Raw genomic sequence first — 14,504 nt, forward strand, 5'->3', positions numbered from 1 at the left:
CTTCTCTTCCCGTCTGGCCGACCGGGCACCTGGAGTACCTGGGTCGTGTCCTCCTAGCCTACGAGCGAGTCCGGCTTGCCCTTGCTGCGAGGTCGTTCCTCGACCATCTTGCCCCATACGATCATTCGGAAAGTACTCGTGAACTCCGGGGTACATGTGGTGAGCGTGATGTATCGCCCGGGTCCGGAGAAACCGGACCCCGGGGGTACGGGGCCGATGACGCTCACGTTGGACGGCGGCGTCTGCGGCAGGATGCTCGCCATCTCGTAGGTGTAGTAGGTGTCCTGCGTCTCGACCACGATGGGATCGCCCGGCTTCAGACGGTTGATGTAGCGGAACGGCTCCCCGTGGGTGTTGCGGTGGCCCGCGACGGCGAAGTTGCCCGTACGGGCCGACGGCAGGGCGGTTTTCAGCCCGCCCTCGCTGTAGTGGCCCACCATGCCCCGGTCGAGCACCTTCTCCTTGTCGATGCCGGCCGCCACCGGGACGACCACGTCCAGCTTGGGGATGTGCATGATCGCGAAGCCCTGACCGGGCTGGAAGGCATCGGGTTTGCGGCCCTCCGCCCATGCGTCCTGGATCTTGCTCGTCTCGCGGTCGACTTCCTGCCCGGCCCGGATGTTGGTCCACCAGAGTTGGTACGTGACGAACAGCAGCATCAGCACGCCGAAGGTGATGAACAGCTCGCCGATGGCCCGGCTGGCGATGACGGCCGGACTGTCCTTCGCCGCTCGGGCCGCGCGACGGGCCTCAACACGGGTCAGGGGACGCCCTGGCGGCCCGGAGTCCGCAGAGCCAGACGCAGGACCTCCCGGGGGCGGTGAGGACCGTCTACGACCTCGGGACTTGGCGGCCCTCCTGCGCTCGGCGCGACCGGGCCCCGGCGGACGTTCGGCTCCGGGTGCGGCGGTCGCACGGCTCGACGGGGTCGAACGCGATCCGCTCGGGCTGCCGAAGTCGATGACGGGCATGGGCGCGGTGATCGGTTCGGCGGACGGCGCCGGTCGTGAACCGGGCGTCCGCGGAAAGGCGGTCGTGGCGTCCATCGGCCCCACGGGCCGGTGCCCTTGCGGGACCCGCCCGGCCGCCGGTCGAGGGCCGTTCGCGGGCGTCGGTCGGGGCGTCCCCGCGCCCGCCCGTCCGTCGGCGGGCCCGGACCGCCCTCCGGGCGCCGGCTGCCGCGGTGACTGTGGGGGCTGCGGGGGGTTGGACCACCCCTGCCGGTAGTCGTCCGTCCGGTAGTTCTCCGTGTAGGCCCGGGCTCCGGGGGAGTTCTCCCCCGGATGCACGTGATCCGCGCGTCCCTGCGGCTGCTCCGGGCCACGGGCCGGCCGCCCCCGCAGCCACGGCTCTGCGGGGGGTTCCGGGTCCGCCAGGGGGTCGTACTCATCCCCGGGACGCCGGGCGGTCACGCCAGGGCCTTGCCCACCACTGGCGCGAGCCCTGCCGAACGGCCGACCGCCCCGGTGTCGCCGCACTGTTCCAGCCAGTTCGCGAGCATCAGATGGCCGTGCTCAGTGAGCACCGACTCCGGATGGAACTGCACGCCCTCGACGGGAAGTTCACGGTGCCGCAGCCCCATGATGATCCCGTCGGCGGTGTGTGCGGTGATCTCCAACTCGGCCGGCAGCTCTGCCGGCTCCGCGGCGAGCGAGTGGTAGCGGGTCGCGATGAACGGCGAAGGCAGCCCGGCGAACACGCCCTTGCCCCCGTGGGTGACCAGGGAGGTCTTGCCGTGCAACAGCTCCGGCGCGCGGTCCACGACGCCCCCGTACGCCACCGCCATCGACTGCATCCCCAGACAGACCCCGAACACCGGCACTCCGGTGTCGGCGCAGTGGCGCACCATCTCGATGCAGACGCCGGCCTGCTCGGGGGTGCCCGGTCCGGGGGACAGGAGCACGCCGTCGAAGCCGTCCTGGGCGTGTGCGAGCTCGACCTCGTCGTTCCGTACGACCTCGCACTCGGCTCCGAGTTGGTAGAGGTACTGGACGAGGTTGAAGACGAAGCTGTCGTAGTTGTCGACGACCAGAATGCGTGCACTCATCGGGCCGCCCCCTCTCTTGCCGCCGTGTCCGCTGCCGCGCCCGCTCCGTCGACCGTCACGTCGTTGAAGGGGAGCAGCGGCTCCGCCCAGGGGAAGACGTACTGGAACAGCACATAGACGGCCATCAGGACCAGCGCGAGCGAGAGAACCGCCCGCACCCACGCATTGCCCGGCAGATGCCGCCAGATCCAGCCGTACATGCCGTCCCTTTCCATTCGGTGCCCGCTCCAGACTAAAGGGCGGCAGGGGTCAGCGGGTCGGCTGCGCGAAGCTTGCGACCAGCGGTCCGTCACGACGGGGGCCGGGTGGGGCCCGTCGTGTGCCCCCAGCGGAGTGCGGCTCCTGGCCGGGTACGGGTCGAAGGGCACGCCGTCCCTCGGCAAAATCGTTCCGCCCAAGCGGTGCCGGCTCGTTACTCCGCTCGCTCCTCCGTGGGGGTCGCGTGGTGGAGGTCGACGGTTCCCGAGTAGCCGGGCAGGGTGACCGCCCTGCGTTCGTCGACCTTCCAGCCGAGGCCGTACGCCTTCACGTAGAGCTGGTAGTTCTGGAGCGCCGGGGACGCGTCCAGCGCCTTCTTCAACGTGTCCTGGTTCCCGACAGCTGTGATCTTGTAGGGCGGCGAGTAGACGCGGCCCTGGAGGATCAGGGTGTTGCCCACGCAGCGCACCGCACTGGTGGAGATCAACCGCTGGTCCATGACCTGGATGCCCTTGGCGCCGCCCTGCCACAGGGCGTTCACCACGGCTTGCAGGTCCTGCTGGTGGATGACCAGGTCATTGGCCTGCGGCTCGGGATATCCGGGGGCGGCCTGGGCACCGGGGGGTGCGTCGTTCAGAGTGACGGTCAGTGCGCTTCCGCCAACCTTCTGGGTCCCCGCGGCCCGCTCCAGGGCGCCGAGCCTCTTGTCCTCGGCGTCCGTGAGGTCGTGCTGGCGCTCGGCAAGGCCGTCGACGTCATGGCGCAGCGCAGCCGTGGATTCGTCCAGATCGCCGTTCCGGGCGCTGCGCTCGCGAATGAGATCGGAGAGCTTCAGCAGCGAATCGTCGGTCCGGAGATTGGTGCCCCTGGCCGTGTTGAAGCTGGTTACGAAGATCACTCCGGCCAGGGCGAAGACGGCAGCGGTCAGTACCCGGCCCGTGCGCCGCTTCAGGGCGCGGACGGTCTCATGGCCATGACCAGCCCGGCTGTCTTCCGGCCCGTGCCGGGAGTCGGCAGAATTGCTCAACGTACCCTTATCTCCTCAGGCGCCGCGGAAGCACTACGCTAACGGACGCCCGGGGGAGGCAGTGGTCCCCGTCGCTCCAGCCCCGGCGCCAGCCAAAGTTATCTGCGCGGTCACGCAGCGCATCGACAGGAGAGTCCCTCGTGCCGAAGTCACGTATCCGCAAGAAGTCGGAGTTCACGCCGCCCACGGCGACGAAGCAGGCGACCAGCATCAAGCTGACGAATCGGAGCTGGGTGGCTCCGGTCATGCTGGCGCTGTTCCTCATCGGCCTGGCTTGGATCGTCGTTTTCTATGTGACCGAGAGCAGGCTGCCGATCGAGTCCATCCACAACTGGAACATCGTCGTGGGCTTCGGCTTTATCGCCGCGGGCTTCGGCGTCTCCACCCAGTGGAAGTAGCTCCGCGGAAGCCGCGTCACGGTGGGAGCACCCGCGCGAGCCGGGCTGATGCCTCGGTGAGCGCCCTTCTGTGTGCTCGCGCCGTTCTGCCCGTCCGGCGGATGCCGGCCGGCGCCCCTCGGCCACCCGTGGGCGCCCGTGGGGACGGATTCCGCTCGGAGCCGTGTCCACAGGGCGTCTCCTCCCGTTAGGCGGCTGGGTGCCTCTTGGCGACCGGGTTTCTCGACAGGTGTGAACGACTGAGCCTGCGGGATGTCCGCGTCGTGCGTCTTGAGCCGCCCGCGGCCCCTTCGTCATGCCCGGACCCGGGTGACTCGGTGGCTGCTTAGGGCCGTGGGCCCTTTTCGTCAAGCTCTACCCCAAGGTTATCCACAGAGTTGTCCACAGTGGGGAAAAGGTCAGACGATCTGTGGATAACCCTCAGGGTGTTGACGCCGGTGTGACTGACTAGGTCATCCCGGTGACACCGCGGAACCCTTGTCCCTACTGGGAAAACCCGTCTCCGTGGACGAGCCGCCGACCGCGCCCGACCCCTGCGCGGGATCGGGCGCACACTGTGGACAACCGGTGGATCAGATGAGCGAAGCCGTTCTCGCGATCACGGTCACCACGACCAGCAAGAGCACTGATGCACAGGTGGCCAGCTGGACCAGGGTTCGGCGATCGCGCGGTGCGTAGACCAGTCCGAGGGTGATCAGAGCACCCGCGACCAGGCCCCCGATGTGCCCCTCCCACGAGATGTCGGGCCGGGTGAAGGTGAGCACCAGACTCACGGCCAGGATGATCAGGACCGGCCGCATGTCGATGTTCGTACGACGCGCCAGGACGGCGAAGGCACCCATCAGACCGAAGATCGCACCGGACGCGCCCAGCGAGGGCTGGTTGGGCGCCGCGAGCAGATAGGCGAGGGCGCTTCCCCCCAGTCCCGACAGCAGATAGACGGCGAGGAACCGGCTGCGCCCGAGCGCCGGCTCCACGATCCTGCCGAGGAACCACAGCCCCAGCATGTTGAAGAGGATGTGCGGAAGCTCCTGGTGCAGGAAGACCGAGGTGATCAGCCGGTACCACTGGCCGTCCGCGACTCCGACGACCTCGCCGAGCTGGGGGCTGAAGGCCAGTCCGATCAGCTCGGTCTCGGCCAGGAACCGCTCGCCGAGGGCCAGCACCAGCACGAAGACGGCGACGTTGATCCCGATCAGCACCTTGGTGACCAGGAAGGAGTCCTCGGCGATGCTGCCGCCCGCTATGGTCCGCGGACGATTGGCGTCTGGTGCGTGTCCCGTACCGGAGCCGGTGCGCACGCAGTCGGGACACTGGAAGCCCACCGACGCGCTGATCATGCAATCCGTACAGATGGGCCGCTCGCAGCGGGTGCAGCTGATGCCCGTCTCACGGTCGGGGTGCCGGTAGCAGGTGGGCACGCTCGGACTGCCCTGTGGCCGCTGCGGACTGCCTGGCGCCTGGTCCATGAGATCCCTCAATCCTCCCGAAACAACACACCGCCCCGTCCATCCAGACGGATGGACGGGGCAGAATTGTTCCCCGTACCGCCGGGAACACGTCCGACTCGGTGGCGCTGGTCAGCCGCGCTTGTCGATGACGACGGACTCGATCACGACATCGTTGACCGGTCGGTCGGAGCGCGGGTCGGTCTCGGTCGTCGAGATCGCGTCCACGACCTTCTTGCTGGCCGCATCGGCGACCTCGCCGAAGATGGTGTGCTTGCGGTTGAGCAGCGCGGCGGGCACGACGGTGATGAAGAACTGCGAGCCGTTCGTCGCCGGGCCCCCGTTCGCCATGGCCAGCAGATACGGCCGGTCGAAGACCAGCTCCGGATGGAACTCGTCCGCGAACTCGTAGCCCGGGCCTCCCATGCCGTTGCCCAGGGGGTCCCCGCCTTGGATCATGAAGTCCCGGATGACGCGGTGGAAGACCGTGCCGTCGTACAGCGGGGTCTGCGTCTTCTCGCCGGTCGTCGGATTCGTCCACTCGCGGGTGCCGTTCGCGAGCTCGACGAAGTTCCTCACCGTCTTGGGCGCGTGGTTCGGCAGGAGCCTGAGCTCAATGTCGCCGTGGTTGGTCTTCAGGGTGGCAAAAAGCTGCTCGGCCACGGTCACGCCCTCCGTAGATAAAGCTCGATACGCACCCGATCCTCGCATGAAGCGGACGTGCCCACTCAAGGCCCGTCGAGGTCCGCGGGGAGGGGTGGGAAGGATCGCGCCATCGCCGGGATTGACCCGGATGCCCGCCCCACATGCCGGGAAGCCAGCCAACATGCATGATTTCCGAACAGGCGGAAAGGCGAGAAATGCCGCGCTGGGGACTGCCCCAGGGCTAGGAACGCCACCGAGGAGGAGGATTCCCGTGACCCGCATGGACAGCGTGCGCGCCGCGACCGATTCGGCGAAGGAGAGCGTGCTGCACGCCGCGGAAGTGGTGGCGCCATACGCCGGAACGGCCAGGGACCAGGCTGCGCTCTACGCACACGAAACTCGTGTACGGATCGCACCCAAGGTCAACAAGGCCGCGAAGCAGGCCCGCTACCAGGCCCGTACCCAGTACGACGCCCTCGTCGCACCGCATGTGCCGCCGAAGGTCGACGAGGCCGCACACCGAGCCGCACTCCAGACCCGGAAGGCCGCTCGTCAGGCGGCGGAGTACACCAAGCCGCGCATCGAGCACGCGGTTGCAGCCGCAGGTCCCGTACGGGAAGAGGCTGCGTCTCGCTCCGCTGCCGCACTGGCCGCGCTACGCGGTCAGGTGACGGCGAAGGAAGTACAAAGGCTGATCAGGAAGCACGAGCGACGCTCGAAGGTCGCACGGTTCGGCAAGGGACTGGTGATCGTCTCGGTGGTGGCAGGGGGTGCCTTCGCCCTCTGGAAGTGGTGGGACCGGCAGGCCAATCCCGATTGGCTGGTGGAACCGCCCGCGGCGACCGAGGTCTCGGAGCGCGATCCGCTGGCTGCCGTCGACGGCAGCCCGGAGGCGTTGGACCCCGAGGTCCAGGCGAAGCAGGACGAGGCGGAGGCCAAGGGCCAGGACGAGCGCTGACCGCCGTGTGAGGTGCCGGGAGGGCAGAAGTTCTCCCGGCGCCTCACGCTGCCTTCAAGACGTTCGGCGTGCCCGGGTCGTCCTCGTCGGCGCCCGCTTCGGCGTTCGGCGCACGGAACCGGTCCAGCTCCAGGATCCGTCCACGGCGCACGGACGTACGGTCCGAGCACTGGTCGATGCCGCGGAGGCGATCAGGGCGGAGGGCGCCCCGGTGCTTCGGGTCCGTAGAGTGCTGGCCGTGCTGGTCGACCCCGTCCGCGCAACGGCCGGAAGATGTGCCGACGGCGGGCGAGGGCTCACCGACCGGAGCCGTGTCGATCGTCAGGGGTGTGTCAGCGCCGGCGCTCGACGCAGGGTGGGCGCCGGGACCGGTCGGGGTATGGCCGCCGGAGGGCGAACCGGCACCCGCATCGACCGCTGACCGGATGCCACCGGTGCGGCTGAGCCAGCGGGACCTGCCGAGGCCGAAGAGCGATCCGAGCCGGGACCCGGAAGTCGTCGCGGCATCCGAGTCCGCGTCGAGGGCGGGCAGTTTGCGCACCGACGGGGAGGAGCCGTGCGCCTCGGCCCTGATGCGCTGCTTGATGGTCGGCGGGAGCGACCTCTCGCGTACCGCCGGGCGCCAGCACCTCCGTTGTGCCGGGACCACCGCCCGAGCGGTTTCGGTTTCGGTGCTGCCGGTGCGCTCCTGCTGAGGCAGCACGGGCAGTTCGGGCGTCCGCGCGGCGGGCCGGACGGCGGTCGACGCGGGGGCCTTGGTGAGCCCGATCGACGCGAGCAGTGCGAAGAAAGCCGTGATGAAGGTGGTCCACAGATCTCTGACCTTGACGGCGGCCATGATCCCTCACTTCCCCATAGTTCGTGTTGGGCGATCTACATACCTTCCTCATGATGTGTATGCGCCCCGAGTTGCGAAGGACCGACGCAGCCGCTAAGAGGTTCTTCTGATGAACACCACCCGGTCAGCTCAATCGGGGCCGAGGAACGGGCGCTCAAAACGGTGGGTGGTCGGACATCGGCCGAGCCCGTTCTACATCAGCAGCCACGGAGAGTAGTGGTCTCGATGATGGGTGTTGATCGCCAAAAGGGCCTTCTCAGCTGCTCTTCCGGGCGTCCGGGCCGCTGGCGACTCCCCAGGCCCCACCCCTCGCCCGGGGTCAGACGCTCACTGTCGGTCGTCGCTGCCCGCTGCCACGGAACGTCGTCGTACGCAACCGGAGAGACCGCTCGGGCAGACGAATGGCCCGTCCTTCAGGGCGGGCAACCATGCGGACCTCATCGATCCCGACATTTCCGTGCGTCATTCTCAGGGTGCGACTTCGCTCATTCTTCGGAGGTATTCGTGGTCATTCTCGGGTTGCACTCGCCACGCGTTATCAAGTCAGTTATCTGAAAATCAGACAGCTCTGAGGACTGGCTCAACCCGGCGGCTCCCCGGGCGCTCCTCCTGCGTGAAAGGCAAGCGATCGAGGAGGGACCCCTTGGGTATCCAAGGCTGGAGAACTGCCGCAGCGGCCACCGGTATTGCCGGTGTCCTGATCGGCACGGCCGCCACACCGGCCATTGCTGCACCGACCGCCGCACCGAAAGCGGATCTGCGGGCGGACGTGAACCGTGACGGCAGCGTCGACGTCACCGGAACGACCGACACGGCGGGCGAGGACGGCTGGACCCGTCAGCGGGGCGCGGTGGTACTGCCCAACATCGACGACGACACCAAGCGCTGCCCGACCCGCAACAGCGCGGGCAAGCCACTGACGGACGCCCAGCTCGCCGCCTGCCACGATGCGGCGGACACCGTGTTGAACGGAGCGAGCGACGCCGCGGACCTGGCCCGGTTGAAGACCGTGCCCGCCCCCGACGCCTCCCGCCAGGCCACCGGCACGGTCACGATCGTGGGCGGGGGCAAGGCCAGGCTGTTCATCAACCGCGGCGGGAAGTGGCAGCACTTCAAGGCCACCGACCGACTCACGTCGGCCGAGGTGAAGGCCGGTGTGGAACTGGGCATCGAGGCCACCGACGTGGTGCGCGATGCCAAGGTGTGGGACGGGAAGGTCCGGGTCAGGCTGGGCATCACCGACGGCGCCACCACCACATCGGACGAGGTCCTGCTGAAGACGGCGCCCGTACTGACCCACCATCACCTCCAGAAGGCGCAGGAGGTCCTGGTCACCAAGGTCGGCCCGGACGTCACCTTCCCGGAGCTGGTCGCCGAGCAGCACAGGTTCGTCGCGAACCTGGAGCGCGAGGTGAAGGCCGCGGGCATCACCAAGCCGGTGAAGAAGTTCACCCAGTACGGCGACCCGTGGGCCCAGGACTTCGTCGAGCCCGGCTATGTCAGCATGACCGGCCCGGGCGGCAAGACCCACGCCATGCGGGTCCTGATCCGCTCCGCCCAACTGGACCGGGAGGCCGGACGCGAGCTGTTCGAGAAGCTGCGCGGCAAGGACGTCGGGGTGGTGCAGGTCGCCGGGGCGTCGAAGGAAGAGGAGTGGACGCTGAACTCCATGGGCAACCTGGAGACCGTGCCGCCGTACGCCCACGGGGGCAAGGAGTATCCGGCCGGCCGGATCGTCATGGGGCACCGGCCGGACTCCAAGTCGCTGCCAGCGAAGTCGATGCGGACCTTCCTCGCCTCGCAGGGGATGCAGTCCCCGCTGCTCCTCGACACGGCCTGGTTGGCGGTCGGCCACGTCGATGAGTTCGTCCAGTTCCTGCCCGCCAAGACGGCGCGCGGCTGGCGGATCGGCATCGCGGACCCCCAGGCCGGGGTGGGCCTGCTGAAGAAGGCCAAGGCCGACGGCCACGGCAAGAAGAAGATGTTCTCGGTGCCCGGGAAGTTCGGTGTGCCGGCGCCGCCGGAGACCATCGAGCAGGTGCTCGCCAGCAAGACCTTCCAGGCGGACAACAAGCTGGCCAGCGACCGCATCGAGGCCAATCTGCGGCTGTTGAAGAGGGAGACCGGTGTCACCGACGCCGAGGTGGTGCGGGTGCCCAGCCTGTACTACCGCGGCTCGCTGGACGGCAAGGCCGCCAAGGGGCAGCAGGACCAGAAGCTCCAGCGGCTCGGCGGCGACTACTTCGGCAAGTCCAAGATGGGTCCGCAGGGCAAGGAGCGGTCGGCCGGTGCCAAGGCGGCGCCGGGGGTCTGGCAGAACCTCGCCTATGTGCCGGGCGCGGTCAACGGCGTGGTCCTGAGCGACTCCCGCTATCTGTCGGCCAAGCAGTGGGGTCCGGTGATCGGCGGCAAGGACATCTTCGGTGTGGCGGTCAGTGCCGCCTACGCCAAGGCGGGCTTCACGACCGCGTACATCGACGACTGGTACACGTACCACATGGGTGCAGGTGAGGTGCACTGCGGCACCAATACGCTGCGGGACATGTCACGGGCGTGGTGGAAGCGTCCCTGACGCACCCGCCCGTCCGGCTCCGAGGAACGCCGAGGCCCCGCACCCTTAGGGTGCGGGGCCTCGGCCCTGAGCGGGGCAGGTCACTTGGTGAGGGCGGCCTGGAGCTCGTCGAGGATCTTGTCGGCGCCGGTGTACCCGATGCCCTGGATCCACAGCTCGTCCTGGACGGGGAAGACCTTGCCGGCCTTCACCGCCGCGAGGTTCTTCCAGACCGGTCCGCCGAGCACCTCGGTCGCCTTGGCCTTCTTCGGGTCACCGATGGTGGAGTGGAAGATGACATCGGCCTCGGCCATGTCGATCTTCTCGGGGCTCACATTGAGCATGAAGCCGTCCTCGGCCTTGTCGGTGACGGCCGGGCGGCCCAGACCGACATCGGCGAGAACGGTGCCGATGTAGTTCTCCTTGCCGTAGATGCGGATGTCCGCACCTTCGACGAATCGAACCATGTTGACCTCGGTGGCGGCGGCCTTCTCCTTGCCGCCCAGCGCCTTGGTGACCTCGGCGACATGGGCGGTGTAGTCCGCCACCGTCTTCTTCGCCTCGTCCTGCTTGTTCAGCGCCTCCGCGTGCACCAGGAAGTTCTCCTTCCAGGGCAGACCGGTGCTCTCGGTCATCACGGTCGGCGCGATCTTCTTCAGCTCGGCGTACTTGTCGCCGTGGCGGAGCTTGCTGGTGAGGATCAGATCGGGCTTGAGCGCGGCGATGGCCTCCAGGTTGGGGGTCATCATCTCGCCGACGAGCTTGACGTCCTTCAGCTGGTCAGCGGGGAGGTGGGCGGGGAATCCGGTGGCCGAGTCCGTACGGGTCGTTCCCACGGGCTTCACCCCGAGGGTCATGACGGAGTCCAGTTCGGCGGTGTCCAGGACGACGACCCGCTGCGGCTCGGCGACGACCTGCACATCGCCCATGACCGTCTTGAGCGTGCGCTTCTCCGCAGCCTTGGAGTCCTTCTTCTCCTTGGCGCCGCCCGAGTCCGAGTCGGAGCCGCAGGCGGTGAGGGCGAGGGCGCCCGCGACCACGGCGGCCAGGGCGGCGGCGCGACGGCGCCGAAGAGAGTTGCTGATCATGAGGGCCTTGCTTTCGGTTCGGGTGACAGAGGGTTGAGGAGAAGCAGTGGGCTGACGGTCAGTCAGTCAGCGCGGGGTGAGGGGGATGCGTCGCCTTGAGGGGGATCCCGGTCCTCGTGCACCCCGTCCGCGACGGCATCGGGCCCGGACCGCGCCTTGGCGGCATCGGGTGCGGACCGCGCCTTGGCGGGCGGGTTCCGGCGGCGCGGCGGCCCCGGCACCACCAGGGGCGAGCCGGTCACCGGGTCCGGCACCACCACCGCCTCCAGGCCGAAGACCTCCCGGACGAGGTCGGCGGTGACCACATCGGACGGCGGCCCCTCAGCGACGATCCGCCCGGCCTTCATCGCCACGAGGTGATCCCCGTAGCGGGCGGCCTGGTTGAGGTCGTGCAGCACGGCGACGACGGTGCGCCCGCGCTCGTCGTTGAGCTGGCGCACCAGATCCAGGACCTCCACCTGATGGGCGATGTCCAAGAAGGTGGTCGGCTCGTCCAGGAGCAGCAGTTCCGTCTCCTGGGCCAGGGCCATGGCGATCCAGACCCGCTGGCGCTGTCCGCCGGAGAGTTCGTCCACCGACCGGTCGGCGAGTTCGGTGACCGAGGTGCGGTCCATGGCGTCGGTGACGGCCCGCTCGTCCTCCTGCGACCACTGCTGCCACCAGTGCTGATGGGGCTGGCGTCCACGGGAGACCAGATCGGCGACGGTGATGGACTCCGGGGCGACGGGGGTCTGGGGGAGCAGTCCGATCGACTGGGCGACCTTTCTGCTCGGGATGCGCGACAACTCGCGACCGTCGAGGATGACCGCGCCGCCCGCGGGCTTGAGCAGTCGGCCCAGCGCGCGCAGGGTCGTGGACTTGCCGCAGGCGTTGGGGCCGACGATCACCGTGATCCGGCCGTCGGGGACGGCGAGGTCCAACCCTTCGACGACGGTGCGGTCGTCATAGGAGAGCGTGAGGCCTCGGGTGCTGAGCCTGCTGTCCGTCGACGCCTTCGCATCGGCGCCCGCACCACCCGGGCGGGCCGTCGCCGTGACTGAAGAACCGGTGCTGCCCATGCCCTACGCCTTTCCTGCCGCGGAGCGCCCGCGGATGATCAGCCAGATCAGATACGGTGCGCCGACCGCGGCCGTGAGCACTCCCACCGGGAGTTCGGTGGGGGCGAACAGCCGGCGGGCCGCGAGGTCCGCGAGAACCACGACGAGCGCTCCGACCAGTGCCGAGCACAGCAGCGGGATCTGCGCGGTGCGCGTCAGACGCCGCGCGGTCTGCGGGGCCAGGAGCGCCACGAAGTCCACCGGCCCCGCCGCGCCCGTCGCCACCGAGGCCAGCAGCACTCCGACGGTGACGAGCCCGAGGCGTACGCGTCCCAGCCGTACGCCGAGCGCAGTGGAGGTGCCGTCGTCGAGCGATACGGTCCGCTGGGCCCGGGCGGCCCACAGCACGGCGGGGATGAGAGCGAGCAGCACCCACGCGAGGGGCTGTACCTCTTCCCAGCCGCGGCCGTTGAGCGAGCCGGTCATCCAGATCTGGGCCTGCTGGGCGATGTGCTGGTCGGTCTTGGTCAGGGCCAGTTGGGTGACGGAGCGCAGCGCCACGCCGATGCCGATGCCGATCAGCACGAAGCGGGTGGCGTTCAGTCCGCCGCGCCAGGCGAAGAAGTACACGAGCACGGCGGCGGCCAGTCCGCCCGCGACGGAGAAGTAGGGCAGCACCGCGTACGAGGTGACCCCGAAGGTCAGTCCGACGACGGTGACCGCTGTCGCGCCCTGGCTGATGCCGATGATGTCGGGGCTGGCGAGCGGATTGCGGGCGACGGTCTGGATGAGCGCGCCGGCGATGCCGAACGCGGCGCCGATCAGCAGTCCGACGACGAGGCGTGGCAATCGCAGCGTGCCCACGACGAGTTCATCGGGGGAGGGGTGGCCGAGCAGCACCCGCAGGACCTCGGCCGGTGCGACGGTGCTCTCGCCGAGGGAGAGGTAGCAGACGCAGGCGGCGGCGAGCAGCAGGGCGAGGGCGGTCGCGGTGACGACCGACCGCCGGTGGATCAGGAAGGATGCACGGTCGCCGATGCGCAGGAGGCTGTAGCCGGCGGGGCGGACTCCGTGCTTGCGGAGTTGGGGCGCGGGCGTCCGGTCCGTACGGTCGGGTGCCCGGTGCGGGGGCGACTGGGTGGGGGAGATGCTCATGCCGGCACCTCTTTGCGTCGGACCAGGACCACGAGGAACGGCACTCCGATGAGGGCGGTCATGACTCCGGCGGGTATCTCACCCGGCGGGAAAACGATTCTTCCCACCACGTCGGAGGCCAGCAGCATCACGGGACCCATCAGCGCCCCCAGCAGCATCACCCGGCCGTGGGAGGAACCCACGAGGCGCCGGGCCATGTGCGGTACGGCCAGTCCGATGAAGGCCAGCGGCCCGGCGACGGCCACCGCCGCCCCCGCCAACAGGGTCGCCCCGATGCCACCCACGATCCGAACGGCGGCAACGTTCCGCCCGAGCCCCTTGGCCATGTCCTCACCGAGGGCGAGAGCGTCCAGGCCGCGGGCGACGGAGACCGCGAGCACCGCGCCCAGCAGCAGGAACGGCCAGATGCGGTGGATCACTTCGGCGTCCCGGCCGGCGATGCCACCCACCTGCCAGAAGCGGAACTCGTCCAGGGTGGCGACCCGCGTGGTCAGCACCCCCATGGTCACGGACGCCAGCAGGGCGCTGATCGCCGCGCCGGCGAGCGCGAGTTTGACCGGGCTGGCCCCACCGCGACTGCTGTGGGCGACGGCGTACACCGCCACGGTGGCGAGCGCAGCGCCGATCAGGGCGAACCAGACGTACCCCAAGATGGTGTGGACGCCGGCGAAGGCGATGGCGAGGACCACGCCCGCCGAGGCGCCCTGGCTGATGCCGAGGATGCTGGGGTCGGCGATCGGGTTGCGGGTCAACCCCTGGAGGACCGTGCCGGCGAGCGCGAGTGCGGCACCGACCAACAGACCGATGACCGTCCGCGGTACGCGCAGGTCCCGGACGACCTCGCCGTCCTCACCCCCGCCGCCCTGGAAGAGCGCTTCGAAGACGACCGCCGGCGAGATGTGGCGGGCGCCGACGGCGAGGCTCAGCAGAACGGCGGCGCAGAGCGCGGCCAGTGCGGCCAACAGGACCACGGTCGTCACCGCACGGCTGCGCACCGCCTCCGGCCCGGCCGGGGCGGAGGTTCCCTTGCCGGTGGACGCGGTACCGACGGGAAGCGGTACGGGGGCTGGCATCTGACACTCAATCGGACGGTGCGGCCGTCGGCGTCCGAGCC

General features: G+C 69.3%; 14 protein-coding genes. 3 read left to right on the forward strand and 11 right to left on the reverse strand.

What is annotated here, in order from left to right:
• Positions 1–53: 53 nt before the first annotated feature.
• The 4 genes from ABZ348_RS09950 to ABZ348_RS09965 all read right to left on the reverse strand — a co-directional run bounded on the left by ABZ348_RS09950 (position 54) and on the right by ABZ348_RS09965 (position 3,197).
• Positions 54–1,478 carry a class E sortase gene (locus ABZ348_RS09950; protein WP_358931196.1) on the reverse strand — a complete coding sequence of 475 codons (1,425 nt, stop codon included), beginning with the start codon at positions 1,476–1,478 and terminating at the stop codon, positions 54–56.
• Positions 1,409–2,047 carry an aminodeoxychorismate/anthranilate synthase component II gene (locus ABZ348_RS09955; protein ID WP_358931198.1) on the reverse strand — a complete coding sequence of 213 codons (639 nt, stop codon included), beginning with the start codon at positions 2,045–2,047 and terminating at the stop codon, positions 1,409–1,411. The genes ABZ348_RS09950 and ABZ348_RS09955 overlap by 70 nt, the downstream gene beginning before the upstream one ends.
• Complete coding sequence (locus ABZ348_RS09960) at positions 2,044–2,247, reverse strand: hypothetical protein (protein WP_358931621.1); 204 nt, start codon at positions 2,245–2,247, stop codon at positions 2,044–2,046. Before ABZ348_RS09960 ends, ABZ348_RS09955 begins: the two co-directional genes overlap by 4 nt.
• Positions 2,248–2,459: 212 nt before the next feature.
• Entirely contained in the window at positions 2,460–3,197 is a 738-nt protein-coding gene (locus tag ABZ348_RS09965) for a DUF881 domain-containing protein (protein ID WP_358931623.1), read from the reverse strand.
• Between the two features lie 215 nt (positions 3,198–3,412).
• On the opposite strand from ABZ348_RS09965, the gene crgA reads away from it, so the two are divergent.
• Complete coding sequence (gene crgA, locus ABZ348_RS09970; protein WP_358931199.1) at positions 3,413–3,670, forward strand: cell division protein CrgA; 258 nt, start codon at positions 3,413–3,415, stop codon at positions 3,668–3,670.
• 572 nt (positions 3,671–4,242) lie between these two features.
• Here crgA and ABZ348_RS09975 read toward each other — a convergent pair.
• Positions 4,243–5,139: a rhomboid family intramembrane serine protease gene (locus ABZ348_RS09975; RefSeq protein WP_358931201.1), complete on the reverse strand. Its 897-nt coding sequence runs from the start codon at positions 5,137–5,139 to the stop codon at positions 4,243–4,245.
• Between the two features lie 111 nt (positions 5,140–5,250).
• Positions 5,251–5,781 carry a peptidylprolyl isomerase gene (locus tag ABZ348_RS09980; protein ID WP_358931203.1) on the reverse strand — a complete coding sequence of 177 codons (531 nt, stop codon included), beginning with the start codon at positions 5,779–5,781 and terminating at the stop codon, positions 5,251–5,253.
• 253 nt (positions 5,782–6,034) lie between these two features.
• On the opposite strand from ABZ348_RS09980, the gene ABZ348_RS09985 reads away from it, so the two are divergent.
• A complete protein-coding gene (locus ABZ348_RS09985; RefSeq protein WP_358931205.1) occupies positions 6,035–6,721 on the forward strand; it encodes a DUF5324 family protein in 687 nt (228 codons plus the stop codon).
• Between the two features lie 43 nt (positions 6,722–6,764).
• On the opposite strand, the gene ABZ348_RS09990 is transcribed toward ABZ348_RS09985, so the two are convergent.
• Entirely contained in the window at positions 6,765–7,559 is a 795-nt protein-coding gene (locus tag ABZ348_RS09990) for a DUF6344 domain-containing protein (protein ID WP_358931207.1), read from the reverse strand.
• Between the two features lie 643 nt (positions 7,560–8,202).
• Between ABZ348_RS09990 and ABZ348_RS09995 the strand changes: the two genes are divergently transcribed.
• Positions 8,203–10,131, forward strand: a complete 1,929-nt coding sequence (locus ABZ348_RS09995) for a protein-arginine deiminase domain-containing protein (protein WP_358931209.1) — start codon at positions 8,203–8,205, stop codon at positions 10,129–10,131.
• A gap of 80 nt (positions 10,132–10,211) precedes the next feature.
• Here ABZ348_RS09995 and ABZ348_RS10000 read toward each other — a convergent pair whose 3' ends face one another.
• From ABZ348_RS10000 to ABZ348_RS10015, 4 genes are all read right to left on the reverse strand, one after another.
• The gene (locus tag ABZ348_RS10000) at positions 10,212–11,198 is read right to left on the reverse strand and encodes an iron-siderophore ABC transporter substrate-binding protein (protein WP_358931210.1); all 987 of its coding nucleotides are present in this window, start codon (positions 11,196–11,198) and stop codon (positions 10,212–10,214) included.
• Positions 11,199–11,260: 62 nt separating this feature from the next.
• Positions 11,261–12,256: an ABC transporter ATP-binding protein gene (locus tag ABZ348_RS10005; RefSeq protein WP_358931212.1), complete on the reverse strand. Its 996-nt coding sequence runs from the start codon at positions 12,254–12,256 to the stop codon at positions 11,261–11,263.
• A gap of 3 nt (positions 12,257–12,259) precedes the next feature.
• Positions 12,260–13,390: an iron ABC transporter permease gene (locus ABZ348_RS10010; RefSeq protein WP_358931214.1), complete on the reverse strand. Its 1,131-nt coding sequence runs from the start codon at positions 13,388–13,390 to the stop codon at positions 12,260–12,262.
• The gene (locus tag ABZ348_RS10015) at positions 13,387–14,463 is read right to left on the reverse strand and encodes an iron ABC transporter permease (RefSeq protein ID WP_358931216.1); all 1,077 of its coding nucleotides are present in this window, start codon (positions 14,461–14,463) and stop codon (positions 13,387–13,389) included. Before ABZ348_RS10015 ends, ABZ348_RS10010 begins: the two co-directional genes overlap by 4 nt.
• Positions 14,464–14,504 lie beyond the last annotated feature (41 nt).

The sequence above is a fragment of the Streptomyces sp. NPDC005963 genome, assembly GCF_040638655.1.
Taxonomy (GTDB): Bacteria; Actinomycetota; Actinomycetes; order Streptomycetales; family Streptomycetaceae; genus Streptomyces.

Bases quoted from the DNA above. Each gene is read 5' to 3' on its own strand.
- ABZ348_RS09955 (WP_358931198.1), bottom strand. From the start codon at position 2,047: ATGAGTGCACGCATTCTGGTCGTCGACAACTACGACAGCTTCGTCTTC.
- ABZ348_RS09960 (WP_358931621.1), bottom strand. From the start codon at position 2,247: ATGTACGGCTGGATCTGGCGGCATCTGCCGGGCAATGCGTGGGTGCGG.
- ABZ348_RS09975 (WP_358931201.1), bottom strand. From the start codon at position 5,139: ATGGACCAGGCGCCAGGCAGTCCGCAGCGGCCACAGGGCAGTCCGAGC.
- ABZ348_RS09990 (WP_358931207.1), bottom strand. From the start codon at position 7,559: ATGGCCGCCGTCAAGGTCAGAGATCTGTGGACCACCTTCATCACGGCT.
- ABZ348_RS10000 (WP_358931210.1), bottom strand. From the start codon at position 11,198: ATGATCAGCAACTCTCTTCGGCGCCGTCGCGCCGCCGCCCTGGCCGCC.
- ABZ348_RS10005 (WP_358931212.1), bottom strand. From the start codon at position 12,256: ATGGGCAGCACCGGTTCTTCAGTCACGGCGACGGCCCGCCCGGGTGGT.
- ABZ348_RS10010 (WP_358931214.1), bottom strand. From the start codon at position 13,390: ATGAGCATCTCCCCCACCCAGTCGCCCCCGCACCGGGCACCCGACCGT.
- ABZ348_RS10015 (WP_358931216.1), bottom strand. From the start codon at position 14,463: ATGCCAGCCCCCGTACCGCTTCCCGTCGGTACCGCGTCCACCGGCAAG.